The organism is Chelativorans alearensis (assembly GCF_010993735.1).
GTDB lineage: Bacteria > Pseudomonadota > Alphaproteobacteria > Rhizobiales > Rhizobiaceae > Chelativorans > Chelativorans alearense.
In genome coordinates, this window is the sequence record NZ_WQNI01000005.1 from 192439 (window position 1) to 217949 (window position 25511).

Annotated in this window: 21 protein-coding genes; 15 read left to right on the forward strand and 6 right to left on the reverse strand. The window is 65.8% G+C overall.

What is annotated here, in order from left to right; translation table 11 throughout:
- Nucleotides 1-67 precede the first annotated feature (67 nt).
- Nucleotides 68-712 (forward strand): 2-dehydro-3-deoxy-phosphogluconate aldolase, encoded by a 645-nt coding sequence (locus GPJ75_RS09300; protein WP_163267366.1) that lies wholly within the window; start codon nucleotides 68-70, stop codon nucleotides 710-712.
- A gap of 159 nt (nucleotides 713-871) precedes the next feature.
- Here the strand turns inward: GPJ75_RS09300 and GPJ75_RS09305 are convergent, their stop codons facing one another.
- Nucleotides 872-2605: a peptidoglycan L,D-endopeptidase MepK gene (locus GPJ75_RS09305; RefSeq protein WP_163267763.1), complete on the reverse strand. Its 1734-nt coding sequence runs from the start codon at nucleotides 2603-2605 to the stop codon at nucleotides 872-874.
- Nucleotides 2606-2875: 270 nt separating this feature from the next.
- Nucleotides 2876-4369 carry a sigma-54-dependent transcriptional regulator gene (locus tag GPJ75_RS09310; RefSeq protein WP_163267368.1) on the reverse strand — a complete coding sequence of 498 codons (1494 nt, stop codon included), beginning with the start codon at nucleotides 4367-4369 and terminating at the stop codon, nucleotides 2876-2878.
- A gap of 198 nt (nucleotides 4370-4567) precedes the next feature.
- On the opposite strand from GPJ75_RS09310, the gene GPJ75_RS09315 reads away from it, so the two are divergent.
- From GPJ75_RS09315 to GPJ75_RS09365, 11 genes are all read left to right on the forward strand, one after another.
- Nucleotides 4568-6430 (forward strand): M3 family oligoendopeptidase, encoded by a 1863-nt coding sequence (locus GPJ75_RS09315; protein ID WP_163267370.1) that lies wholly within the window; start codon nucleotides 4568-4570, stop codon nucleotides 6428-6430.
- 15 nt (nucleotides 6431-6445) lie between these two features.
- Nucleotides 6446-7615: an aminodeoxychorismate synthase component I gene (locus tag GPJ75_RS09320; RefSeq protein WP_163267372.1), complete on the forward strand. Its 1170-nt coding sequence runs from the start codon at nucleotides 6446-6448 to the stop codon at nucleotides 7613-7615.
- Nucleotides 7616-7705: 90 nt separating this feature from the next.
- Nucleotides 7706-9151 carry a homospermidine synthase gene (locus tag GPJ75_RS09325; protein ID WP_163267373.1) on the forward strand — a complete coding sequence of 482 codons (1446 nt, stop codon included), beginning with the start codon at nucleotides 7706-7708 and terminating at the stop codon, nucleotides 9149-9151.
- 80 nt (nucleotides 9152-9231) lie between these two features.
- Nucleotides 9232-9618 carry an Omp10 family outer membrane lipoprotein gene (locus GPJ75_RS09330; protein WP_163267375.1) on the forward strand — a complete coding sequence of 129 codons (387 nt, stop codon included), beginning with the start codon at nucleotides 9232-9234 and terminating at the stop codon, nucleotides 9616-9618.
- Between the two features lie 141 nt (nucleotides 9619-9759).
- Nucleotides 9760-10437 carry a zinc metallopeptidase gene (locus GPJ75_RS09335; RefSeq protein WP_163267377.1) on the forward strand — a complete coding sequence of 226 codons (678 nt, stop codon included), beginning with the start codon at nucleotides 9760-9762 and terminating at the stop codon, nucleotides 10435-10437.
- A gap of 21 nt (nucleotides 10438-10458) precedes the next feature.
- Entirely contained in the window at nucleotides 10459-11712 is a 1254-nt protein-coding gene (locus GPJ75_RS09340) for a phenylacetate--CoA ligase family protein (protein ID WP_163267379.1), read from the forward strand.
- Nucleotides 11713-12066: 354 nt separating this feature from the next.
- Nucleotides 12067-14034: a 5'-nucleotidase C-terminal domain-containing protein gene (locus GPJ75_RS09345; RefSeq protein WP_425483136.1), complete on the forward strand. Its 1968-nt coding sequence runs from the start codon at nucleotides 12067-12069 to the stop codon at nucleotides 14032-14034.
- Between the two features lie 409 nt (nucleotides 14035-14443).
- Nucleotides 14444-15520: a ferrochelatase gene (hemH, locus tag GPJ75_RS09350; protein ID WP_163267383.1), complete on the forward strand. Its 1077-nt coding sequence runs from the start codon at nucleotides 14444-14446 to the stop codon at nucleotides 15518-15520.
- Nucleotides 15521-15672: 152 nt separating this feature from the next.
- Complete coding sequence (locus GPJ75_RS09355) at nucleotides 15673-16623, forward strand: SPFH domain-containing protein (protein WP_163267385.1); 951 nt, start codon at nucleotides 15673-15675, stop codon at nucleotides 16621-16623.
- Between the two features lie 13 nt (nucleotides 16624-16636).
- Complete coding sequence (locus tag GPJ75_RS09360; protein ID WP_163267387.1) at nucleotides 16637-17098, forward strand: NfeD family protein; 462 nt, start codon at nucleotides 16637-16639, stop codon at nucleotides 17096-17098.
- The gene (locus GPJ75_RS09365; protein WP_163267389.1) at nucleotides 17098-17535 is read left to right on the forward strand and encodes a VOC family protein; all 438 of its coding nucleotides are present in this window, start codon (nucleotides 17098-17100) and stop codon (nucleotides 17533-17535) included. Before GPJ75_RS09360 ends, GPJ75_RS09365 begins: the two co-directional genes overlap by 1 nt.
- Nucleotides 17536-17563: 28 nt before the next feature.
- Here GPJ75_RS09365 and GPJ75_RS09370 read toward each other — a convergent pair whose 3' ends face one another.
- Both GPJ75_RS09370 and GPJ75_RS27325 read right to left on the reverse strand, forming a co-directional pair.
- Nucleotides 17564-18559, reverse strand: coding sequence for a KpsF/GutQ family sugar-phosphate isomerase (locus GPJ75_RS09370; protein ID WP_163267391.1), 996 nt, complete (start codon nucleotides 18557-18559; stop codon nucleotides 17564-17566).
- Between the two features lie 82 nt (nucleotides 18560-18641).
- Nucleotides 18642-18839 carry a hypothetical protein gene (locus tag GPJ75_RS27325; RefSeq protein ID WP_246248993.1) on the reverse strand — a complete coding sequence of 66 codons (198 nt, stop codon included), beginning with the start codon at nucleotides 18837-18839 and terminating at the stop codon, nucleotides 18642-18644.
- Between GPJ75_RS27325 and GPJ75_RS09375 the strand changes: the two genes are divergently transcribed.
- Nucleotides 18838-20328, forward strand: a complete 1491-nt coding sequence (locus tag GPJ75_RS09375) for an outer membrane beta-barrel protein (RefSeq protein WP_246248994.1) — start codon at nucleotides 18838-18840, stop codon at nucleotides 20326-20328. The two genes, GPJ75_RS27325 and GPJ75_RS09375, sit on opposite strands and share 2 nt — an antisense overlap.
- A gap of 185 nt (nucleotides 20329-20513) precedes the next feature.
- On the opposite strand, the gene galU is transcribed toward GPJ75_RS09375, so the two are convergent.
- A complete protein-coding gene (galU, locus tag GPJ75_RS09380) occupies nucleotides 20514-21389 on the reverse strand; it encodes a UTP--glucose-1-phosphate uridylyltransferase GalU (RefSeq protein ID WP_163267395.1) in 876 nt (291 codons plus the stop codon).
- Between the two features lie 184 nt (nucleotides 21390-21573).
- Between galU and GPJ75_RS09385 the strand changes: the two genes are divergently transcribed.
- Together GPJ75_RS09385 and GPJ75_RS09390 are read left to right on the forward strand one after the other, a co-directional pair.
- The gene (locus GPJ75_RS09385) at nucleotides 21574-22797 is read left to right on the forward strand and encodes a lytic murein transglycosylase (protein WP_246248995.1); all 1224 of its coding nucleotides are present in this window, start codon (nucleotides 21574-21576) and stop codon (nucleotides 22795-22797) included.
- A 10-nt stretch (nucleotides 22798-22807) separates the two neighbouring features.
- A complete protein-coding gene (locus GPJ75_RS09390) occupies nucleotides 22808-23998 on the forward strand; it encodes an SGNH/GDSL hydrolase family protein (protein ID WP_163267399.1) in 1191 nt (396 codons plus the stop codon).
- Between the two features lie 17 nt (nucleotides 23999-24015).
- Here GPJ75_RS09390 and GPJ75_RS09395 read toward each other — a convergent pair whose 3' ends face one another.
- Complete coding sequence (locus tag GPJ75_RS09395; RefSeq protein WP_163267401.1) at nucleotides 24016-25470, reverse strand: glutamate synthase subunit beta; 1455 nt, start codon at nucleotides 25468-25470, stop codon at nucleotides 24016-24018.
- Nucleotides 25471-25511 lie beyond the last annotated feature (41 nt).

Below are 25511 nucleotides of genomic sequence, written 5' to 3' on the forward strand. Positions count from 1 at the left end.
CCGCGCCATTTGAATTCGCGTTGAATCGGTCTATGAGATGCACCGAAACCCCACACAGGAGCCGGCGATGAAGAAGAGGAAAACGGAAAAGCTTCTGGAGATCCTGTCGGGGCAGCCGGTCATCCCGGTGCTCAAGATCGATCGCATCGCCGATGCCGTCCCGCTGACCCGCGCTCTCGCCAAGGGCGGGCTGCCGGCGGTCGAGATCACGCTGCGCACGCCCGATGCGCTGGATGCGATCCGCCTGGTCGTCGACGAAGTGCCAGAAGCCATCGTCGGCGCCGGCACCATCCTCACGGGCAAGGATTTCACCGGCGCGGCGGTGGCCGGCGCGCAATTCATCGTTTCACCCGGAACGACACAGGAGCTCCTCGACGCGGCCGCCCAGTCGGAGGTGCCCTTCCTGCCGGGCGCGATCACGCCCAGCGAGGTCATGGCCATGTGCGACGAGGGATACGAGATCCTGAAGTTCTTCCCTGCGGAGCAGGCCGGCGGCGCGGCTTTCCTGAAGTCGCTCTCCTCGCCTCTCTCCAGCGTGCGCTTCTGCCCGACCGGCGGCATCTCGCCAAAGAACGCGGCCGACTATCTGTCATTGCCCAATGTGGTGTGTATCGGCGGCTCCTGGGTCGCACCCGACGCCGAGCTTGCCGCCGGCAACTGGCAGGCGGTGGAAGACCTGGCACGCGAAGCGGCCAAGCTTGCCCGCCGATAATCGGGCGGATTTCCCTGGGGCGTGCTGAGATTCAGGTCAGGGCGCGGCGAAAATGGTGATTTTCGAGAACCGAAGCGCAGTGTACGTACGGGTACATGAGCACCGGAAGCGCAGAAAATCGCCATTTGCAGCCCGTCATGGCGTGAATATCGACACGCCCTACTCGAACTTCGCCACCGAGAGGAATGTGACCGCCCTGCCGCTGAAGCTGCGGGCATCGGCCACCTCGACGCCTTGCTCGAAGCCGCCGGTGTAGACGGCCTTGGGCGCGGCGGCGATTTCGGCGCTGAAGGCGGGAACGTCCGCGTGCTGCGTCCTGTCGAGCACCGATTCCCGGCTGAGCATGCGTTGAGCCGTCGCCACCGTTACTGGCAGCACCATCGCTTTAGGCTCGGCGAGTGTGTCCGCCGGGGCCGGCTTGGGGCCTTTGGGCGTCGTCTTCACATTGCCGGAGAGGAGCGCTTCCGGCGACATGCCGCCGTTCTCCTTCAAAAGCGCCGTGCGCGGCGACGCTGCGGCCCGCTGCTCCTTGGCCGCCGGCCCGGTAGCCCTCGCCGCCTGGCGCCCCTCATCGCCCGATGCGCGCCTCGGCGCTGTAGGCAGTGCGGCAAGGGTATATTCAGGCCTCCCAATGCCCGTCGCGACTGCCGGCACCGGCATAGCGGCCGTCAGCACCTCCTTGGCATCCCTTTCGGGGGCATCTCTCTCGGAGACATCCTTCTCGGGCAAGCCATCCTTCTGCGCCGCCAGGATCTCGGCGATCGCGTCCGAAGAGCGCGGCGGCTCCGGCCGGCGCGTGGGTGTAACGAAGGCGGTCGCCACCTGCATCGTCGCGTCGTCTTCGCTCTCCGCCGTTTCTTCCGCGGGCGCATAGTCCGGCCGCCGGGTCGGCCGCGGCACATTGAGCGCCACCTGCACCGCCTCTTCCTGCGGTGCCGCCTCTTCGGCGTTTTCAGGCGTCGATGCCTCAACCTGCAGCGGTGTTCCGACTTCGACAGTCGGGCGCGGGGCGCCGCGAGGCACGGGCACCGAGCGGGCGGGCAACGCGGCAAGGATGGTGGCCGGCGTCTCGGGCTCCGGCTGGGCCTGCTGCGGCTGAGCCACCTGCCGCTGCGCCTGCTGCACTGCCTGCGCCGGGCGCGGCGCAGCTGCGACCTGCGTGTCGGCGTTATCCTCTTCCTCGTCGGCGCCACCGCCGAAGAGCGCGGCAAGAAGCCCCCGCCCGCGTCTGCGGCCGCCGCTGTCGTCCGCCACCTGGATGGAGCCGCCGTTGCGCTGGCGCGCTTCGTAGGAAGCGAGCGCCTGCTGGTACCCCGGCAAGGGCTTGCCGTCGGAAGGCACGTGCAGCGTCTTGCCGTCGGGGAAGACCGAAGCCAGCTCCGTGCGGCTCATGCGCGGCCAGTGGCGCACATTGCCGACGTCGAGATGGACGAAAGGAGAGCCCGAGCGCGGATAGTAGCCGACACCGCCGATCTGCATCTTCAAACCGAGATTGCGCAGCGTGGAAAGCTTCACATCCGGCAGGTAGAAGTCCACCGCCTTGCCCAGCATATGCTGGCTTTTCTCGGCCACGCCGCTGGAGCGGCTGCGCAGCATGGCGTTCGTCGCGGGCGATCGATAGGCGGAGACGACATGGATATAGTCGCGCGAGCCAGAGGCGCGGTAGACCTCCCACAGGAGGTCGAGCAGGCGCGGGTCCATCTTGGTGGGCTCGTTGCGGCGCCAGTCGCGCAGGATCTGGTTGACCTGGTTGAGGCCGCTCTGCAGATAGCGGCCGTTGCGCTTGTAGGTGATCTCGGCCCGTTCTTTGGTGTGCAGGAAATAGAACTTCAGCGTACGCGTCTCAGCCGTTGCCGCCGGGGCGGCGGCAAAAAGGACCGTCACCGCAAGCATCAGCCCGGCCAGAACCTTGACCGGCCCAAACCCTCCCTTGCGCAATCGGCGATGCGAAACGTCGTCGTTTTTCAAACCTTGGCCTTCGGCAGAAATTGTCCCCGAAACGAGAGCCGCACATCGCCCCCGAACGAATGCGCAGTCTCCATGACAATGGTTAACCGAGACTTATTGAAACGGCAATGCTCTAGGAGCGTGGCGAGAACGTGGCACGGCGCCATTTGGTTCGGGCTTGGTGTACGAATGCTGAAGCCGCCGCCCGAGCCGGCCTCAGTCCGGTTGGCCGCGCCCTTCTGCCGGGTCGAAACCCATTTCCTTGAGCTTGCGGTAAAGCGTGGAGCGGCCGATGCCGAGCCGGCGGGCAACCTCGCTCATTTGTCCGCCATAATGCTCGACGGCAAGTTGGATCATCTCCCGCTCGGTCGCTTCGAGCGTCCGTATGTGGCCGTCCTCGCCGAAGACACGCAGAAGCGCGGGGTGAGGCGGTTGACGGAGCAGCGGTGCTTCCCCGACGCCCTCGGCGGCACTCTCATGCGCCGCCTCCTCCTCCGGCGGAGCGAGCAATACCTCGTCGAGACCATCCACCTGCGCGCGAATCTGCGGGAACTCGGCCACCGTCAGCAATTCGCCCTCGCTCAGCACCAGCGCACGGAAGACGGCATTTTCCAACTGCCGGATGTTGCCCGGCCAGTCATAGGTCGACAGCATATCGAGCGCCTCGGCGGTGATGCCGGAGACATGCGCTCCGGGAACCCCGCCGGCAAAGCGGCCGATGAAATGCCGCACCAGGAGCGGGATATCCTCCTTGCGCTCGCGCAACGGCGGCACCATGATCGGGAACACGTTGAGCCGGTAGAACAGGTCCTCGCGAAAGCGCCCCTCCTTCACGCGTTCGAGCAAATTCTGGTTGCTGGCCGAGATCAGCCTGATATCGACCTTCACCGTGCCGCGGGCGCCCACCGGATCCACCTCGCCTTCCTGCACCGCGCGCAGGAGCTTCACCTGCACGTCGGCCGGCAGATCGCCGATCTCGTCGAGGAAGAGCGTGCCCGTGGTCGCTTCGATGAACTTGCCCGTGTGCTTCTCCGTGGCCCCGGTGAAGGCACCCTTCTCGTGGCCGAACAGGATGCTCTCCACAAGATTCTCGGGAATGGCGCCGCAATTGACGGTGACGAAGGGCTTTGTCCGCCGCGCGCTCTCGCCGCGGATGGCGCGGGCGATCAGCTCCTTGCCCACGCCCGATTCGCCTTCGATGAGGATGGGGATGTCCGAGGCGGCTGCCTTGCGGGCCAGCCGGATAGTGCGCTCCATGGCCGGGCTGCCGGTGATGATATCGCTGAAGGAAAAGCCCTTTTCCCTGTGGCGCTTCCGCCGCACCACACCTTCCAGCGCCTCGACCTTCAGCGCATTGCGGATCGCCTTGCCGAGCCGCTCCGGCGAAACGGGTTTGACGACGAAATCGAAGGCGCCGGCGCGCATGGCCGCCACCGCAGTCTCAACGCTGCCCTGGGCCGTCTGCACGATGACGGGCACATCGATGCCGGCCCGGCGCATGCGCCGCATCACCTCGATGCCGTCCATCCCCGGCATCACCAGGTCCAGGACGACGGCGCGCAACTCCGCCGAGCGCGCGCCGCTCACGGCTTCGAGCGCCTCTTCGCCCCCCTCGGCAAGTGCCGACGCATAACCCAGTTTCTGGACCACCGCGTCGAGAAGGCGGCGCTGCACCGGGTCATCATCAACTATCAGAATCGTATCGGACATGAATGCAACAGCTTTAAAGAAACACCCAAATGCGCTTGTTAGCGGACTGGAACAACATGGCACAGGCTTCTAAACAGGCATTCAAGAAACCCGGTGAATGAATCCTTTCTGTCAAAAAACACAGGTTCCTTTCAGAAAACTAAGGATTCGGCCCGCAGTTCGAACGGGCTTTGAGCCCGCAGACAGGAGTACCCCCTCATGGCCCTATCTCCAGATCGGTCCGGCAACATCGCCCGCGCAACGCAAGCCGCGGTCGCAGACGCCCGCAAGACAGCCGATCTCGGCAGCCTGCCCGAGTGGAACCTTGCCGACCTCTATCCGGCGATGGACAGCAGCGAGATAACCGACGACCTGGCGCGCGCCGAGCGCGAGGCCCGTGCCTTCGAGGAGGCGTGGAAGGGCCGTCTGGCGGACGAGGCGGCGAAGGGAAGCGAGGGACGGCTGGGCGAGGCAGTGCGCGCCTATGAAGGGCTCGACGAGCTTTTCGGCCGCATCGGCTCCTATGCCGGCCTTATCTACGCCTCCGACACGTCGGATCCAAAACGCGCGAAATTCTATGGCGACGTGCAGGAGAAGCTGACCGATGCCAGCACGCGGCTCCTCTTCTTCACGCTCGAACTGAACAAGATCGACGACGCGCTGATCCACACCGCGCTCGAGCAGGACGCGCTTTTCGGCCACTACCGCCCTTGGGTGCTGGACATCCGCAAGGACAGGCCGCACCAGCTCGAAGACCGCATCGAGCAGCTTTTCCATGAAAGCTCGATGGTCGGGCACGGCGCCTGGAACCGCCTCTTCGACGAGACCATGACGAGCCTGCGCTTTACCGTCGACGGCGAGGAGTTGACGCTCGAGCCGACGCTGAACCTTTTGCAGGATGCCGATGGCGAGAAGCGGCGCAAGGCGGCCGAGGCGCTCTCGGCGACACTTGGCGAGCACATCCGCCTCTTCACGCTCGTCACCAACACGCTTGCCAAGGACAAGGAAATCTCCGACCGCTGGCGCAGCTTCGCCGACGTAGCCGATTCACGCCATCTCGCCAACCGGGTGGAGCGCGAGGTGGTGGATGCGCTGGCGGCTTCCGTGCGTGAAGCCTTCCCGCGCCTCTCACACCGCTACTATGCCATGAAGGCCAAGTGGCTCGGCATGGAAGCGCTCAACCACTGGGACCGCAACGCCCCCCTGCCCGAGGCGCCGCAGACCGTCATCGGATGGGACGAGGCCAGGGAAACGGTACTCTCGGCCTATCGCTCTTTCGCTCCTGAGATGGCGGAGATCGCCGGCCGCTTCTTCGAGCACAACTGGATCGACGCGCCGGTGCGGCCCGGAAAGGCGCCTGGCGCCTTTGCCCACCCAACGGTGCCCTCCGTGCACCCCTACGTGCTCTTGAATTACATGGGTAAGCCGCGCGACGTGATGACGCTCGCCCACGAGCTCGGCCACGGCGTGCATCAGGTGCTGGCGGGCGAGCAGGGGGCGCTCATGTCGGCGACGCCGCTGACCTTGGCCGAGACGGCCTCCGTCTTCGGCGAGATGCTCACCTTCCGCTCGCTCATCGACCGCACCACCGACCGGCGCGAGCGCAAGGCCATGCTGGCGCAGAAGGTGGAGGACATGATCAACACGGTGGTGCGCCAGATCGCCTTCTACGAGTTTGAGCGCAAGGTGCACACCGAGCGCCGCAAGGGCGAGCTGACGTCGGACCGGCTGGGCGAATTGTGGCTGGAGGTGCAGGCCGAGAGCCTGGGACCGGCGGTGAAGCTGCGCGAGGGCTACGAGACGTTCTGGGCCTATATCCCCCACTTCATCCACTCGCCCTTCTACGTCTACGCCTATGCCTTCGGCGACTGCCTGGTGAACTCTCTCTTCGCCGTCTACCAGCAATCCGAGAAGGGCTTTCAGGAGAAGTATTTCGAGCTTCTGAAGGCCGGCGGCACGAAGCATCATTCGGAACTTCTGGCACCCTTCGGCCTCGACGCCTCCGATCCCGCCTTCTGGGGCAAGGGCCTTGCCGTCATCGAAGGGCTGATTGACGAACTGCAAGAGCTGGACGAAGGGTGATATCGTAACTTCGATATGCCGATGCCCCTTCGCGCCCCCACCCGCCCAATCGCGCTCTTCCGCAACGACCTGCAAGGCGAGGTGCTCTCCTTCGCCGCGCCGGAGGAAATCCTCCTGGTCCACGAGCCGGCCGAACTCCTCCCCGCGCTTGAACGGGCGGAAGCTGCGCGCCGCACCGGAAAATGGCTAGCCGGCTATATCTCCTACGAAGCAGGCTACGTGCTGGAGCCTGCGCTGGTGCCGTACCTGCCGGAGGAGATACGGCGCGCGCCGCTGTTGTGCCTGGGCGTCTTCGGTGCGCCGGAAGATATCGACGCGGCGGAGCAGCCCGCCACCGACATCCCCCCTCGCCTCTTCGCCCCGCGCGCCGCCTGGAGCTTTTCCGATTACGAAACGCGTTTCGCCCGCCTCCACCGCCATTTGCGCCACGGCGATTGCTATCAGGGCAACCTCACTTTCCCCGTCGCCGCCCGCTGGCAAGGCGAACCGCTGGCGCTCTTCGACGCACTGACCGCGCGCCAGCCCGTGCGCTACGCCGCCTTCATCGATCTCGGCGGCCCGGTGGTGCTGTCGCGCTCGCCGGAGCTTTTTTTCGAGGTCTCGGCCGACGGTTGGATCGAAACCCTGCCCATGAAGGGCACCATGGCACGCGGCAAGACGGCCGAGGAGGACGCCGCCCTCAAGGAAGCGCTGCGCAACGACCCGAAGAACCAGGCGGAAAACCGCATGATCGTCGACCTGTTGCGCAACGATATCTCGCGCATCACAGAGGTTGGCACGCTCGACGTCCCGGAGCTCTTCCATGTCGAGACCTACCCGACCGTGCACCAGATGATCAGCCGCGTACGCGCCAGGCTCAGCCGAGGCGTGACCTTCGCCGACATCCTCTCCGCACTCTTCCCCTGCGGCTCCGTCACCGGTGCGCCGAAGATCAGCGCCATGAAGATCCTGCGTGAGCTGGAAGCCGCGCCGCGGGACGTCTATTGCGGCGCTGTCGGCTGGGCCGCGCCCGACGGGCGCATGCGCTTCAATGTAGCCATCCGCACCATCTCCCTCTATCCGGGCGGCGAGGCCGTCTTCAACGTGGGCGGCGGCGTGGTCTTCGATTCCACGGCCCGGGAGGAGTACGCCGAATGCCTCCTGAAGGCCGGTTTCGCCACGGGTGAGGTGCCCGCCTCCGCTTGAGCCGCCGGCGCTTTCTCCCTTTATTGTGACGCCGTTCTGTGTTTTGACCGTAGGCCTTCACGCACGCCCAACGAGGAGAACCCCCCTGAAATGGCTAACAAAGACTGGCCCATTCACGGTGAGATCACCGGCCCTGTCGTCATGATCGGCTTCGGCTCGATCGGCCGTGGAACGCTGCCCCTCATCGAACGCCATTTCAACTTCGACAAATCACGCATGGTGGTCATCGACCCGGTCGACACCGACCGCAAGCTGCTCGACGAGCGCGGCATCAAGTTCGTGAAGGAAGCCGTGACCCCGGCAAACTACGAGGCATTCCTCACCCCGCTTCTCACCGAAGGCGAGGGCCAGGGCTTCTGCGTCAACCTCTCCGTCGACACCTCCTCGCTCGACCTCATGAAGCTCTGCCGCAAGCTCGGCGTGCTTTATATCGACACCGTGGTGGAGCCGTGGTTGGGCTTCTACTTCGACCCAACCGCCGACAATGCATCGCGTACCAATTATGCCCTGCGCGAAACCGTGCGCCAGGAAAAGCTGAAGAACCCCGGTGGCACCACCGCCGTCTCCTGCTGCGGCGCTAATCCGGGCATGGTCTCCTGGTTCGTCAAGAAGGGGCTCGTCAATCTGGCGAGGGATATGAAGCTCGATTTCGAGGAGCCCGGCCCGGACGACCGTGAAGGCTGGGCCGCGCTCATGAAAAAGGCCGGCGTCAAGGGCATCCACATCGCCGAGCGCGACACTCAGCGCGCCAGGAACCCCAAGCCCATGGACGTTTTCTGGAACACCTGGTCCGTCGAGGGCTTCGTCTCGGAAGGCATGCAGCCGGCCGAACTTGGCTGGGGCACGCACGAGAAGTGGAAGCCGGAGAACGCGCGCGAACAGAAGGAGGGGTGCAAGGCGGCGATTTTCCTGGAACAGCCGGGGGCGAATACCCGCGTGCGCACCTGGTGCCCGACGCCCGGATCCCAATACGGCTTCCTCGTCACCCACAACGAGTCCGTCTCGATCGCCGACTACTTCACCCTGCGCGAAGGCAGCGGCGAGGTCACCTATCGCCCCACCTGCCACTACGCCTACCACCCCTGTAACGACGCGGTGCTGTCGCTGCACGAGATGTTCGGCGCCGCCGGCAAGCCGCAGCCGGTCCAGCACGTGCTCGACGAGAACGAGCTGGTCGACGGCATCGACGAACTGGGCGTGCTTATCTATGGCCACGACAAGAACGCCTACTGGTACGGCTCGCAGCTCTCGCTGGGGGAGACGCGCGAGATCGCCCCCTACCAGAATGCGACCGGCCTTCAGGTGACCTCCGCCGTATTGGCCGGCATGGTGTGGGCGCTGGAAAACCCGGAGGCCGGCATCGTCGAGACCGACGAGATGGACTACCGGCGCTGCCTCGAAATCCAGCTTCCGTATCTCGGACCGGTGAAAGGCTATTACACCGACTGGACGCCGATCGACGATCGGCCGGGCCTTTTCCCCGAGGACATCGACAAGGAGGACCCATGGCAATTCCGCAACATCTTGGTGCGTTAGCGCACCGTGCGGCGACTTTCGCTTGCCTTTTCACCGAAAGACTGGCGAAAAAGCCAGTTCCCTTACATGAGGAGGCCGTCATGGTCACATTTCAAAAATCTGTTTCCTGCGCGGCCCTTGCGTCCATGCTGGCCGTTTCCGGCTGTGCGATGGTCGGTTCCGGTGGGACCCCCGCTCCGATACGGCAGAGCGGCGTGGAGGGACAATGGATGGGCGCCGAGGGGATCATGTCCAGCTTCAGAGGGGGCGCCTTCGAGACCCGAGCGGCCGACACCGGGGAAGTCCTTGCCACCGGGAGCTACCAGGAGCAGCCCGGCGGTATGGTGCAGATATCGGTGCAGTCGCGAGTCCGCGAGCCGCAGACCGTCAACTGCCTGCAGGTCGGCGTCGCCTCCGGCGGCCGCTTCAACCAGATGAACTGCACGAGCTCGGCAGGGCAGAACTTCGTTCTGACCCGGGCGGGCTGACCTCTCCTAGACCGGTTCATCGTTTCACGGAATCAATGAACTGGTCTAACTCTTTGTTTGTCGCAATTCCGGACGGAAAACCGGTTTCCACTTTTCCTGGAATTGCTCCAGGAGATCGCTACCGGCGGCGGAGGTGGCCGGATGATAGGCTTTGCTGCTCTTGCCATCCTCGCCATCGTCGTACTGCCGCAGCTCTGGGTGCGCCATACACTTTCCCGCCACGCCGCCGACCGGCCGGACCTGCCCGGCACCGGCGGCGAATTGGCCCGCCACCTTCTCGACCGTTTCGGCCTGGCGCATGTGACCGTCGAGACCACCGATGCCGGCGACCACTACGACCCTCAAGGCAAGGCCGTCCGCCTGCTGCCACAGCACCATTCGGGGCGTTCGCTGTCGGCGGTGGCGATCGCCGCGCACGAGGTCTCGCATGCCATCCAGGACGCGCGTGGCGAAAGGCTGCTGGCGATGCGGCAGGTGCTGGCTCGTATGGCGCAGGCCACGGACCGGCTGGCCGGCATCTTCTTCGTCGCCGCGCCTGTCCTGGCGGTCCTTGCGCGCACGCCGATGGCCATGCTGGCGCTGGTCGCCGTCGGCATCGGGCTCCTGTCGGTCCGCGTCATCGTCAACCTCGTCACGCTGCCGGTCGAATTCGACGCCAGCTTCGCCAAGGCGCTGCCGATCCTCGATGAGGGCGAGTACGTCGTCGCCGCCGACATGCCAGCCGTGCGCTCCGTCCTGCGCGCCGCCGCCTTCACCTACCTCGCCGGCGCGCTGATTTCGCTCGTCAACCTTGCGCGCTGGATCAGGCTCCTGCGATAAGGGGCGCAAAGGGAGGAGTTCATGGGCGCGCATTTCGACAGCCTCGAGACCCGCGATCCGCAGCAGCGCGAGGCGGAGCTCTTCGCCCGGCTGCCGGCATTCCTGGCGGACGCCATGGAGAAGGCGCCTGGCCTGCGCCGCTGGCTCGGCGGCATCGCGCCGGAAGACATCCGCACGCGCCGCGACCTTGCCGGCCTGCCCGTCTTGCGCAAGGCCGAGCTCCTGAAGCGCCAGCGCGAGGAGCCGCCTTTCGGCGGTTTTGCGGCGGCCGACGCGTTGAAAGGCACGCGCGTCTTCATGTCCCCCGGCCCCATCTGGGAGCCGCAGGCGCCGGGCGCCGATCCCTGGCAGGCCGCCCGCGCCTTCTTCGCCGCTGGCGTGCGGCCCGGCGACATCGTCCATAACGCCTTCGCCTATCACATGACGCCGGGCGGCTTCGTGCTCGACGAGGGCGCACGCGCCTTCGGCTGCACCGTCTTTCCCGCCGGCACCGGCAATACGGACGGCCAAGTGGAGGCGGCAAGCGCGCTCAAACCCCAGGTTTATTGCGGCACGCCGGATTTCCTGAAGGTCATGCTCGACCGGGCGGCGGAAGCGGACAAAGATCTTTCCTCCTTCCGCCTCGGCCTCGTCTCCGGCGGCGCGCTCTTCCCCTCGCTGCGGGCGGAATACGCGGAACGCGGCGTCCGCGTATTCCAATGCTACGCCACGGCGGAGTTCGGCGTCATCGCCTACGAGGCGGCGGATACGGAAGGCGACCCGCTGCCCGGCATGGTGGTGAATGAGAACCTGATCGTCGAGATCGTCCGCCCCGGCACCGACGAGCCGGTGGAGGACGGCGAAGTGGGCGAGGTGGTCGTCACCAGCTTCAACCCCGCCTATCCGCTGGTGCGGCTCGGCACCGGCGACCTCTCCTCCGTTCTGCCGGGGGTGAGCCCCTGCGGGCGCACCAACATGCGGATTACGGGCTGGAAGGGCCGCGCCGACCAGCGCACAAAGGTCAAGGGCATGTTCGTCGACCCCGAGCAGGTGGCAGAGTTGATGAAACGCCACCTCGAGCTTTCGCGGGCGCGCCTGGTGGTGAGGCGGCAAGGCTCGGCTGACGTCATGGCCTTGCACGTGGAGCCGGCTAGCGGGGCATCGGTCGACACCGAGGCCGTCGCCGCTTCCCTGCGCGAGATCACCAAGCTCGGCGGAACGGTGGAAGTCGCCGCTCCGGGATCGCTCCCCAACGACGGCAAGGTGATCGCCGACGAACGGGACTACGCCGGCTAACCGTTGCCCCTCCCTCTTGTGGTCCTGCCGGACATTTCCCCCATACGGAGGGGGAGCGAGATTGGCCGTCACAGTGATTTTCGCCAACCATCAGCGTTGCAGAACCGGGGCCGGAGCAAGCGGCTAGCGCAATCTCCCCCGTGTGGGGAGATGTCGGCAAGACAGAGGGGGGCGCGAAGGGGGCGGCTGTCCGAAGGAACTCCTTCAAACGCGCGCCACCCCCGCCGAGGGAGCGAGGTGGCAATGTTTTTCTTGCGTCGCCCTGGAGGCGGTGGGAACATGTTCTCAATACGTTACGAAACCGACATGGTGCGGCGGTAGAGCGGGACAATCTGGGAGCCACTCGGGAGTACGATCATGAGAAAATTTGCAGTCCTGGCCTTGAGCACGTCGGCCCTGGCGCTGTCGGCGGCGCCGTCGTTTGCCGACTACACACTCAATATCCTGCACATCAACGACTGGCACAGCCGCATCGAGCCCATCAACAAATACGATTCGACCTGCTCGGCCGAGGACGATGCCGCCGGCGAGTGCTTCGGCGGCGCGGCGCGGCTTGTCACCGCGGTGGGCGACCGGCGCGCAGCGCTCGATGGCGAGAACGTGCTGTTCCTGAATGCCGGCGACAACTTCCAGGGCTCGCTCTTCTACACCACCTACAAGGGCGAGGTGGAGGCCGAGTTCCTGAACCTCATGGAGACCGACGCCATGGTGGTCGGCAACCACGAATTCGACGACGGCGAGGACGGGCTGGCCGCCTTTCTGGGTAAGGTCGAGTTCCCCGTGCTCGGCTCCAACGTGAAGGCGACGGAGGCCTCCGCGCTCGGCGACCGGGTGCAGGAATATGTCGTGCTCGACGTCGGCGGCGAGAAGATCGGCATCGTCGGCGCGGTGGCCAACGACACCGCCGAACTTTCCTCGCCGGGCGAGAACGTCTCCATCATCGAGGACGTCGAGGGGATCACCGCGGCCGTCGAGGCGGTTGAGGCGGAAGGCGTGAACAAGATCATCGCGGTCACCCATGTCGGCTACCCGCGGGATCTCGCGGCCATCGCCAAGATACCGGGTGTGGACGTGGTGGTCGGCGGCCACACCAACACGCTTCTGTCCAACACCGTCGACGGCGCCGAAGGCCCGTATCCCACTTTTGTCGACAACCCGGAAGGCTATCGGGTGCCGGTGGTCCAGGCCAACGCCTATTCCAAGTATCTGGGCGAACTGAACGTGGTCTTCGACGACGAGGGCACGGTGAGCGAAGCCACTGGCGACGTGCTTCTGATCGACGCGGCGATCGAGCCGGATCAGGAGGTGGCGGCGCGCGTTCAGGAGCTTGCCGGCCCCATCGAGGAATTGAAGACCACCGTCGTCTCCGAGACGGCCGCCCCCATCGACGGCAGCCGTGAGAACTGCCGGGCGCAGGAATGCGAGATGGGCAACCTGGTGACCGACGCCATGCTGGCGCGCACCAAGGACCAGGGCGTTGCGTTCGCCATCACCAACGGCGGGGGCTTGCGCGCCTCCATCGACGCGGGCGAGGTGACCATGGGCGAGGTGCTGGAGGTGCTGCCCTTCCAGAACACGCTCGCCACCTTCCAGCTCAAGGGCGCGGATGTCGTCGCCTCGCTCGAAAGCGGCGTCAGCCAGCTCGAGGAAGGCGCCGGCCGCTTCCCGCAGGTCTCGGGCCTGCGCTACACGTTCGACCCGTCTGCCGAGGCCGGCAGCCGCATCACCTCGGTCGAGGTCGTGGACGGCGACGATTGGGCGCCCATCGACCCCGACGCCACCTACACCATCGCCTCCAACAACTTCATGCGCGGCGGCGGCGACGGCTACGCCCTTTTCGCAGAAAATGCCGAGAACGCCTATGACTACGGGCCGGGGCTGGAACAGGTGGTGGCCGACTACCTGGCCGAGAACAAGCCCTACCAGCCCTATACGGATGGCCGCATCGCGCAAGCCAGTGCAGCGATGGCGGAGGACGAACCGGCCGAGATGGCGGGGGACGACGCCATGACGGAAGAGGGCGGCGAGATGGCCGCTTCCGAGGAACCGATGGAGGAAACCGACGGCGAAGCCGCGATGGCCGAGCCGGAGGCCGAAACGGAAGGCGAGATGGCGGCCACGGAAGAACCCATGGACGCCACCGAGGACGCGGCCGCCATGGAAAATACCCATGTCATCATGCGCGGCGACACCTATTGGGACCTCGCGCGGAAGTTCTACGGCGACCCGGAGAAGTGGTCCATGCTGGCGGAGGCCAATCCGCAGTTCGGCGAGCGCGACCTCGTCGTCGGCGCCACGCTGAACGTGCCGCCGGCCGAATAGCCTGCCGGATAGTGTCGGTGCCCAGCTTTCGGGCGGGGCAGTCGCATATGATTGATGCTGAAGGGAGCCCGGCGGATGCTGCGCGCTCACTCCCCTCTCTCTTGTGGCGAGGGGTGGAGGGCCAGGAAAGATGCTTTTGATGGCGCTTTGCGCCACCCCCCACCCCTAACCCCTCCCCTCAAGGGGGAGGGGAACGATGGTGTGCTCGACCTAGCTTCCCTCCCCTTTGAGGGGAGGGATTGAGGGTGGGGGTTCCGGCGAAGCTGGCAAAGATGAGCTGTATGCGATAGCCCTCACCCACCAGGGGCCGGGAAAGTCGCTTACGCGATCGCCCCGCCGCCTGCGGCTACAGGTGACATTGCCCTTGCGGAAAACTTCGCTAGGGCTACCTCACTCGAGGGAGCACGCCATGACCACCGCCGCCAAGACCGTCAAGAAAACCGCGAAGAAGCCCGCCGGGGCCAAAGGCCGAAAGCCCGCGGACAATCCGCCGGCGCATACCGCCAAGGTCGGTGTCCTGCTCGTCAACCTCGGCACGCCCGACGGCACGGATTACTGGCCGATGCGCCGTTATCTGCGCGAGTTCCTGTCGGACAGGCGCGTCATCGAGTGGCCGCGCGCTGTCTGGTATCCGGTCCTCTACGGCATCGTGCTCAACACGCGGCCGAAGAAATCCGGCGCCGCCTATGCCAAGATCTGGAACCGCGAGCGCGATGAATCCCCGCTGCGCACCTTCACCCGCGCGCAAGGGAAGAAGCTGGGCGCGGCGCTGGCGGACCATGAGCATGTCGTCGTCGACTGGGCCATGCGCTACGGCAAGCCCTCCATCGAGACGGTGATAAAGAGCCTGATGGAGCGCGGATGCGAGCGCATCGTCGCCTTCCCGCTCTACCCGCAATATTCGGCCTCCACCACGGCGACGGTGAACGACAAGGTTTTCGAGGCGCTGACGAAGATGCGCTTTCAGCCGGCGCTCCGCACCGTGCCGGCCTATTATGACGAGCCGGTCTATATCGACGCGCTGGCGCGCTCCATCGAGCGCCATCTGGCCTCGCTCGATTTTACGCCGGAGGTGGTCGTCGCCTCCTATCACGGCATCCCGCAAAGCTATGCGCGGCGCGGCGACCCTTATGGCGAGCATTGCCAGGAGACCTCGCGCCTTCTGCGCCAGCGTCTCGGCTGGGGGGAGGAAAAGCTCCTCACCTGCTTCCAGTCGCGCTTCGGCCCGGAGGAATGGCTGCAGCCCTACACGGACAAGACGGTGGAAAGGCTGGCGCGCGAGGGCGTGAAGTCCATCGCCGTCTTCAACCCCGGCTTCGTCTCCGACTGCCTGGAGACGCTGGAAGAGATCGCTATCGGGGCGGGCGAGATCTTCCACGAGGCCGGCGGCGGGAACTTCACCCACATCCCATGCCTCAACGACAGCGAGGAGGGGATGGCGGTGATCGAGACACTGGTGCGGCGCGAGCTTTCGGGGTGGGTTTGAGGCGGGCTGCCGGGCGGCTCTTTGCTGGCATTTCGCCTGCTAGCCGTGGGACAACCTGTCGAGACCAGCTAGCCGCCGCGTTACACTCCTGCCATAATTCATGAGATAGTGCTGCGGCTTTCAGGCAACCTTCACCTCGGGGGAAACATATAATGACGTTCACCGGTTTCGATATTCTCATTCCCGTTCTTGTCGTTCTCGTCCTTCTTCTGCTCTTCGCCGGCATCAAGACGGTGCCGCAGGGGTATAACTACACGGTGGAACGCTTTGGGCGTTACACGCGCACGCTGACACCGGGCCTCAACATCATCGTGCCCTTCATCGACCGCATCGGCGCCAAGATGAACATGATGGAGCAGGTGCTCGATGTGCCGACCCAGGAGATCATCACCCGCGACAATGCCACCATCGCCGTCGACGGCGTCGCCTTCTTCCAGGTCTTGAGCGCGCCGCAGGCGGCTTATCAGGTGGCGGGCTTGCAGAACGCCATCCTCAACCTGACCATGACCAACATCCGCTCGGTCATGGGCTCCATGGATCTGGACGAGCTTCTCTCCAACCGCGACACGATCAACGAAAAGCTCCTGCACATTGTCGACGAGGCGGCCAGCCCTTGGGGCATCAAGATGACCCGCGTCGAGATCAAGGACATCAACCCGCCGGCGAACCTCGTCGAATCCATGGCCCGCCAGATGATGGCCGAGCGCAACAAGCGGGCGCAGATTCTCGAGGCCGAAGGCCTGAAGCAATCGCAGATCCTGGAGGCGGAAGGCCGCCGCGAGGCCGCCTTTCGCGACGCGGAGGCGCGCGAGCGCGCGGCCGAAGCCGAGGCGCGCGCCACACAGGTAGTCTCGGAAGCGATCGCCCAGGGCGACGTGCAGGCGGTGAACTACTTCGTCGCCCAGAAATACACCGAGGCGCTGGCGAAGATCGGCTCCTCAAACAACAACAAGATCGTGCTGATGCCTTTCGAGGCCTCCTCGCTCATCGGCACGCTGGGCGGCATCGGCGCGATTGCCCGCGATGTCTTCGGCGAGGACGGCAAGACTGTCCGCCCCGCCTCCGCGGCGCGCCCGCCCGCCGTCGGACCGGACCGCGGCTGAACGGGGGCCCGCCATGCTGATGAGTATCCTGACCGAGCTGGGCCCCTGGAACTGGATGCTCCTGGGTTTTGTCCTTCTGGCGCTGGAGATACTGGTTCCTGGCGCCTTCCTCCTGTGGATCGGGGTTGCCGCCATCCTCACCGGCGCCCTGTCGCTCCAGCTCTGGAGCATGGCCTTCTGGAGCTGGCAGATACAGGTTCTCGTCTTCCTCGCGCTGTCGCTCGCCTCGGTCTATATCGGCAAGAAGCTGATGGACGCGCGGCGGGGGGAGGAGACGGACGAACCCCTGCTCAACCAGCGGGCCAAGCAGCTCGTCGGCCGCACCGCGGCCCTTGAAGAGCCGATCACCGAAGGCCGCGGCCGCATTCGCCTGGGCGACACGCTGTGGCGTGTCTCCGGCCCCGACCTGCCGGCCGGCACGCGGGTGCGCGTGGTGGCAGCGAAGGGCGGGGAACTGCAGGTGGAGGCGGCGTAATGGCGCTCAAACGGATGGACAACATAGGAATCGTCGTCGATGACCTCGAAGGGACGATCGATTTCTTTCGCGAGCTCGGCCTTGAGCTCGAAGGGCGGGCTACGATCGAAGGAGAATGGGCCGGACGTGTCACCGGACTGGGCGATCAGCGCGTCGAGATTGCCATGATGCGCACGCCGGACGGCCATGGCCGGCTCGAGCTATCCCGCTTTCTCACGCCGCCTGTTGTCGCGGATCACCGCAATGCCCCGGTTAACGCTCTGGGCTACCTCCGCGTCATGTTCACTGTGGACGATATCGACGAGACGCTTGAAAGGCTCCGCAGCCGCGGCGCGCAGCTCGTAGGCGAAGTCGTCCAGTATAAGGACGCGTATCGGCTCTGCTACATCCGCGGGCCTGAAGGGCTTCTCATCGGACTCGCGCAAGAACTCAGCTGAGCGCGTCTCACAAAGGTCCGTTGTGAAGCTAGGCGACGCCGAGACGCAGCAGATCGTGGAAATGCACGATCCCGACCGGGCGGTCGTCCTCCGTCACCACCAGGGCGCTGATGTTGTGCTCGTTGAGGATGGCCATGGCCTGGCTCGCCAGCGTCTCAGGCTGCACGGTCTTCGGCCGCTTCGTCATGATGTCGTCGACGAGGAGATCGGCCATGTTGCGGTGGAGATTGCGGGCGAGATCGCCGTCGGTGATGATCCCCGCCAGCTGCCCCCCGGCTTCGACGATGCAGACGCAGCCGAGCCGCTTGTTCGAAAGCGTCATCACCGCGTCCTGCATCTTCGTGCCCGGCAGAACGACGGGGATATCCTCGCCCCGGCGCATGATGTCGCCGACATGGGTCAGGTTGGCGCCGAGCTGGCCGCCGGGATGGAAGGTGCGGAAGTGGTCGGCGGTGAAACCGCGCGCTTCGAGCAGCGCCACGGCGAGCGCGTCGCCGATGACGAGCTGCAGGAGCGTCGAAGTGGTGGGCGCCAGGCCGTGCGGGCAGGCTTCGGGCACGCGCGGCAGGAGAAGCGCCACGCTCGCCTCGCTTGCCAGTGCCGAACCTGGCCGCGAGGTGATGGCGATCAGCGGGATCGAGAAGCGGCGGGCGTAGGCAACGATGCCCTTCAATTCCGCGCTCTCGCCCGACCAGGACATGGCGAGGATGGCGTCGTCGCGGGCGATCATGCCGAGATCGCCGTGATTTGCCTCCGCAGGATGCACGAAATAGGCGGGCGTGCCCGTCGAGGCGAGCGTGGCGGCGATCTTGGAGCCGATATGGCCGCTTTTGCCGACGCCGGTGACGATAACCCGACCGGATATCCGCGACACCAATTCGACAGCTTCGGCAAAGGGTCCCGAAAGCCCGTCGTCCAGCGCCCCCGCCAGGGCGGCAAGGGCGGTCTGGTCCGCCGCCAGCGTGCGCATGGCCGAGGCGATGACGCCCTTGGCGTCGACCTTTCCGTTCTCTCTGGTCAACATGGAGGATGCGCTTAGCGCTTTCCTTTCGCCATGTCCATTGTTGTTGCGTCGATAAGGCTCATCGCCCGCTCTCAACCTTGCGTTAACCAACACCTTTTACCGTTTGGTTACCCTGGCGCGGCGTGCGCCGCAGGATGTTCGGGTGGGGAATGTCGCGCATTCGGTTCAACGGAAAGTTCAAAGGGCTATGCCTTGCCTGCGCCGCGGGCGCGCTGATGGCCGCCTTTCCGGCCACCGGCCAGGAGGGGAGCTTGCGCGGCACGGTCAGCGATACGTACATGGATTCTATCCTCCGGTCCGGGCGCGGCACCGAGGCAACCGAGGATCTCCAAAACCCCGAACCCCGGTACCGGCCGACGAGCGCCGGCGCCCTGCCCGACAGCGCCGACGAGGACACTCTCACCGCCGGGGACCCCTTTCCGCCCCTCGATCGGACGGCGGACGAAGGGGGGAGCCGCCTTGCCCAAGACGACGCCGCGCCGCGCCGGGAGGCGGAGCCGTCCGAAGAGTTGGACAATCTGGCGACCGGCACCGCCCGCGTCGGCACGATCGACGCGACCGAAGGCATCCGCCCGCTGCCGCTGCGCACCAACGAGCGGGTGCAGCCCATCGAAGGCCGCGCGCGCACACCGGAGGGCGACCCCTACGCGCCGCTTGGCCTGCGCGTCGGCACCTTCACGGTGGTGCCGACCCTCGAACAGGGCCTGACCTGGACGACGAACGCCGATAGTAGCCCGGACGGAGATGAGGCGCTTCTTTCCGAAACGACGCTGCGGCTCAACGCCGTCTCGGACTGGTCGCGCCACCGCGCCGTGTTGAGCGGCTACGGCACCTACCGCAAATCCGTTTCCGGCGAGGACGTGTCGGAATTCGAAGGCGGGGCGGACGCGGCGCTCGAACTGGATCTGCGCAGCGATCTTTCCGCTCGCGCCGCCCTCGCCTACCAGGCCCGTCGCGAATCGGCCTCTTCGCCGGTTGCCGTCGCCGGCGTCGACCGGCAACCCTTGCGCCACACGATTGACGGTTCCCTCGGCGTGGAAAAGGCGTTTGGCAGGCTCCGCCTGGGGGTCACCGGCGAGGTTACGCGCGACCAGTACGGAAACGCCCGGCTCGACAACGGCGACACGCTCTCCCAAAGCGACCGCAACTCCACCCTGGCGCTGGTCAGGCTGCGCGGCGGCTACGAGCTTTCGCCCGCGCTGATGCCTTTTCTCGAGGTGGAGGCCGGCCGCCGCTTCTATGACGAGGAGCGCGACAGCGCCGGCTATGCCCGCTCCGCGACGAGGCTCGGCGCCCGCGCCGGCCTTTCACTCGACATGTCGGAGAAGCTTTCGGGCGAGGTCTCCGCCGGCTGGGTGGCCGAGGATTTCGAGGATGACCGGCTCGACACGATCTCAGGCCTGGCGCTGGCAGCCGCGCTCAACTGGTCGCCCATGCGCGGCACCAATGTGCGGCTGGACGGCTCGACCACCGTGGAAGGCTCGACCGGCGCCGGCGACAGCGGCTCGCTGCTTTATGCCGGTACGCTGCGGCTGGAACGCCAACTGCGCTCCAACCTCACCGGCGACGTCGCCCTCGGCGCGGCGTGGCGCGACTATTCCGGCGGGGGTCACGACCTGGTTCTGAGCGGAGAGGCGAGCCTGACCTGGTGGCTGAACCGCTACGCCGGCCTCACCGGCCGCGCCCGCCGCGAACGCCAGAAAAGCAACCTGCCCGGCCGCGACTACGAGGCGACAAGCATCTTCATGGGCATGACGCTGCAGCGGTAATTTCCTCCCCCTTGAGGGGAGGGTGCCGGGCGAAGCGAGGCGGGTGGGGGTCGGGCGGCCGCGCGTCGGCGTTCCGATGTCGATGCTTGCAATGAATTTTTTAAAAGCCGGCACGCGGGCGCGGCCACCCCACCCGACCCCGCCGGCAAGCCGGACCCACCCTCCCCTCAAGGGGGAGGGAAAGTCTAACCTTCGCCGAGGGTCTCCTTCATCAGCCGCCTCAGGCGCGGGCGCATGTCCTCGCGCTTGAGGGCGAAGGCGAGGTTGGCTTCGACGAAGCCTTCCGGCGAGCCGCAGTCGAACGTAAGCCCCTCGTAAATATACGCGTAAAAAGGCTGCTTCGCGTGCAGCCGCAGCATGGCGTCGGTGATCTGGATCTCGCCGCCGGCGCCGGTCTCCTGATTTTCCAGGATTGAGAATATCTCCGGCTGCAGGATGTAGCGGCCGTTGATGAAGAAGTTGGACGGCGCGTCTTCCGGCTTCGGCTTTTCCACCATGGCGGTGATCTCGAAGCCCGTATGGGTGGCTTTGCCGCGCCCGACGATGCCGTATTTATGCGTCTCTGACGGATCGCACTCCTCCACCGCCAGCACATTGCCGCCGGTCTCCTCGTAAAGCGCGACCATCTGCTTCAGGCAGCCCTTCTCCGACTGCATGATCATGTCGGGCAGAAGCAGCGCGAAGGGCTCCCCGCCCACAAGCTCGCGCGCGCACCACACCGCATGCCCCAGCCCCAGCGGCTCCTGCTGGCGCGTGTAGCTCGTCTCGCCTGGTTGCGGTTGCATCGCCTTCAGGCGCTCCAGGACGTCTGTCTTGCCGCGCCGCAAAAGGGTCTCGTAAAGCTCCACCTGCACATCGAAGTGATCTTCGAGAGCGGTCTTGTTGCGCCCGGTTACGAAGATGAAATGCTCGATGCCGGCCTCGCGCGCCTCCTCCACCACGTATTGGATGACGGGCCTGTCCACCACCGTGAGCATTTCCTTCGGTATCGCCTTGGTGGCGGGCAGGAAGCGGGTTCCGAGGCCGGCGACGGGAAATACAGCTTTGCGTATTCTCTTCATACGGCAAATCCCTCAATATCTTGACGTCCGGCAACCATCGGACAATGCTGGAGCCGGGTTGTTCGTTCCTGGACCGAAAAGGTGATTCCATCCACCTCGCCCGCTTCGGCCCGGTTATATGGTAAACCCTTTCCTAACCGCAATCGGCGATAAAGACGGCCTGGTTGTTCCGATGGAGGTTGGAATGTTTGCAAAGAGAGCCGCCAGTGGCCTCACCGCAGCCACGCTTTTCATGGCCGCCGTCTTCGTTGCGTTCACCGCCGGGCCGGCGCTTGCCGATGCCGGGTTCCAGCGCTGGATCGCCGAGTTCCGCAATGTTGCCCTTCAAAACGGTGTTTCGGGTGCCACCTATGACAGGGCCTTCAGCGGCGTTACAGCGCCCGATCCGGAGGTTTTGGAAAAGGCGCGCTATCAGCCCGAGTTCCGGTCCGAGGCCTGGGAATATTTCGACAACCGCCTGCAGGAAAGGACTATCCGGACCGGCCAGCAGCTTGCCCGCCAGTGGAAGCCGTGGCTCGATCGGATCGAGAGCCAGTTCGGTGTCAGCCGGCACATCCTTTTGGCCATCTGGTCGATCGAATCCAACTACGGTGAAGTGCTGAAGAACGATCGCGTCATGCGTAGCCTGCCGCGCTCGCTTGCCACCCTTGCCTACGCCGACAGCCGGCGGGCGAAGTTTGCCCGAAGCCAGCTCATCGCCGCGCTTAAAATCGTCGAGCGCGGCGATATTTCCGCCAACCAGCTCACCAGCTCCTGGGCGGGCGCCATGGGCCACACCCAGTTCATCCCCACCAGCTACCAGGCCTACGCGGTCGATATGGACGGCGACGGCCGGCGCGACATCTGGAACTCGGTGCCCGACGCGCTGGCGACGGCGGCCAACCTCCTGCGCCAGAACGGCTGGCGGAGCGGAGAGACCTGGGGCTACGAGGTGGTTTTGCCGGGGGGCCGCAAGTTCCCCGCCGGCACGATGTCGCTCAACCGCTGGGCCGGGATCGGCGTCGTGCGCGCCAACGGCAAGCCCTTTCCGCGCCCCTCCGACAATGCGGAGTTGAAGGTGCCCGACGGCCGCGCCGGCCCGGCCTTTCTGGCGACCAGGAATTTCTTTGTTATCAAGCGCTACAACAACTCCGACAAATACGCACTCGCGGTCGGGCTTCTGGCCGACCATATTGCCGGCTATAGCGGGTTGGTGCGGGACTGGAACCGCCCCTTCGAGCGGTTGTCCGACCGGGAGACGGAAGAGCTGCAGAAGCGCCTCGGCGCGCTCGGCTATTACGAAGGTCCGATCGACGGCAAGATCGGCTCCGGCTCGCGCAGCGCCATCAAGGCGTTTCAGGAGCGCATGGGCCTTGCGCAGGACGGGCATCCGAGCAAGGAAGTGCTGAAGAGGCTGCGCGGCAGGTAGGAGACAGCCAATGATGGCAGGCAGACGCCCGGCTCTCCGCTTCCCGCGGCTGGTGCTGGCCGTGCTCGGCCTTGCCGTCTTCCTTACCGCCCTGCCGTCCCTCCAGGATGGCGCCTTTGCGCAGGAAGTGGTCCGCCGGCGTGGCTTCCTCGATCTCCTCTTCGGCCCGCCACGGCGGGAGCAACTGCCTCCCGTCCGCCAACCGCAGCGCGCATTTCCCGAAGCACCCGGCGCCACCCGGCAGCGAAGCAGGCAACGCGCCGCCACGCCGCGACAGCCCGCCCGCGCGGTGCCGGTAGCACCCCCCGAGCCGGTGATCGAGAAGCTGGAAAACGCCCGCGTCGTCCTCGTGGTCGGCGACTTTCTCGCCGGCGGGCTGGCCGAGGGGCTGGAGGCGGCCTACGCGGAATCGCCAGGTGTGCGCATCGTCGACCGCAGCAACGGCTCGTCCGGCTTCGTGCGCGACGATTTTTATGATTGGAACAGCGAGATCACGCCGATCCTCAAGGAAGTGGAGCCGGACGTGGCGGTCGTCATGATCGGCTCCAACGACCGCCAGCAGCTTGTCGTGAACGGCCAGCGCGTGGACCCGCAGAGCGAACCGTGGCTCAAGGAGTACACACGCCGGGTGACGGCTTTCGCCGAGGCGGCCGAGACCGCAAAAGTGCCCCTCGTCTGGACCGGGCTCCCGCCATTCAAATCCTCATCCATGTCTTCGGATATGCTGATCTTCAACGACATCCACAGCCGAGCGGTGGAAGCCGTAGGCGGCACCTTCGTGGACATCTGGGAAGGTTTCGTGGACGAGAACGGCGCCTTCGTCTTCACCGGACCGGACATGAACGGGCAGCCGGTGCGCCTGCGCGGCAGCGACGGCATCAATCTTACGCGGTCTGCCAAGCGCAAGGTCGCCTTCTATGTGGAAAAGCCGCTGAGCAAGCTTCTGGGCGGCGCAGTCGCGCCTGGTATCGAACAGCTCGATATCGAGAACCTGCCCGAACCGGGGGTTGCGCTGGGCGAGCCGGCCGACAGCGGCCGTACCGGCCCGATCTCGCTCGCCGGCCCCGATCTCGGCGGCGGCATGGAACTGCTCGGTGCCACGCCCCCGCCGCCGGACGCGCCGGCTCGCCCCGCACCGGAGGCCCAGCCCGGCCGCGCCGACAATTTCTCGCTGCGCGAGAGGCGCGAAGGGGTGCGGTAGTAAATCGTAACCGTAAACTAACGCGGTAGCACCGTGCGTCCCATCAGGAACTCGTCGATGGCGCGCGCCGCCTGGCGGCCTTCGCGGATGGCCCAGACCACCAGCGACTGGCCGCGCCGCACGTCGCCGGCGGCGAAGAGGCGGTCGATGGTGGTGCGGTAGTCGTTGTCGTCCGCCGCCACGTTGGTGGAGTTGCGTCGGTCGACGTCGATCGCCAGCTTGTCGCCCATTTCGCTCAGGATGCCCGTTTCGAGCGGTCCGGCAAAGCCGATGGCGATGAAGGCGAGATCGGCCTTGATGATGAACTCCGTGCCGGCGATGGGCTTGCGCCTCTCGTCCACCTCGCAGCACTTGATGCCGGTCAGCTCCCCGTCCTCGCCGACAAACTCGAGCGTGGCGACCTGGAACTCGCGCTGCGCGCCCTCGGCCTGGCTGGAAGAGGTGCGCATCTTCGTCGCCCAGTAGGGCCAGACGGCGAGCTTGTCCTCCTTCTCCGGCGGCTTGGGGCGGATGTCGAGCTGGGTGACGCGCACGGCACCCTGGCGGAAGGAGGTGCCCACGCAGTCCGACGCCGTATCGCCGCCGCCCACCACAACGACGTGCTTGCCGCCGGCAAGGATGGGCTCGGACGGCCAGGCGACGGACTGGATGTCCTCGCCGCCGATGCGCCGGTTCTGCTGCACCAGATAGGGCATGGCGTCGTGCACGCCATTAAGCTCGACGCCGGGGATGCCCGCCGGGCGCGGCTTCTCCGAACCGCCGCAGTAGAGCACGGCGTCATGCTCGGCCAGGAGTTCGGCCACGGGCTTGTCGACGCCGACATTGACGCCGCAATGGAAGGTCACGCCCTCGCCCTGCATCTGCTCGACGCGGCGGTCGATATAGTGCTTCTCGATCTTGAAGTCGGGAATGCCGTAGCGCATCAGCCCGCCGGGCCGGCTCTCGCGCTCGTAGACGTGCACGTCGTGGCCGGCGCGGCCCAGCTGCTGGGCGGCCGCCATGCCGGCCGGGCCGGAGCCGATGATGGCAACGCGCTTGCCCGTCTTCTTCTCCGCCGGCTGCGGGCGCACATAGCCGAGTTCATAGGCCTTGTCGCCGATCGCCTGCTCTACGGTCTTGATGGCGACGGGAACGTCTTCGAGGTTCAGCGTGCAGGCTTCCTCGCAGGGTGCGGGGCAGATGCGGCCGGTCCACTCCGGGAAATTGTTGGTGGAGTGGAGATTGCGGATCGCCGTCTCCCAGTCGCCGCGATAGACGAGGTCGTTCCAATCGGGGATCTGATTGTGCACGGGACAGCCCATCGGCCCGTGGCAGAAGGGAATGCCGCAATCCATGCATCGCGCGGCCTGTTTCTCGACCTCCTTGTCCGACATCGGCAGCGTGAACTCGCGGAAATGCCGAATCCGGTCTGACGCCGGCTGGTACTTGTTCTCCTGCCGGTCGATCTCAAGAAAGCCTGTAACCTTGCCCATACTCATTCCTTGTCCCTGACGGCCGGCTCAGGCCCGCAGCC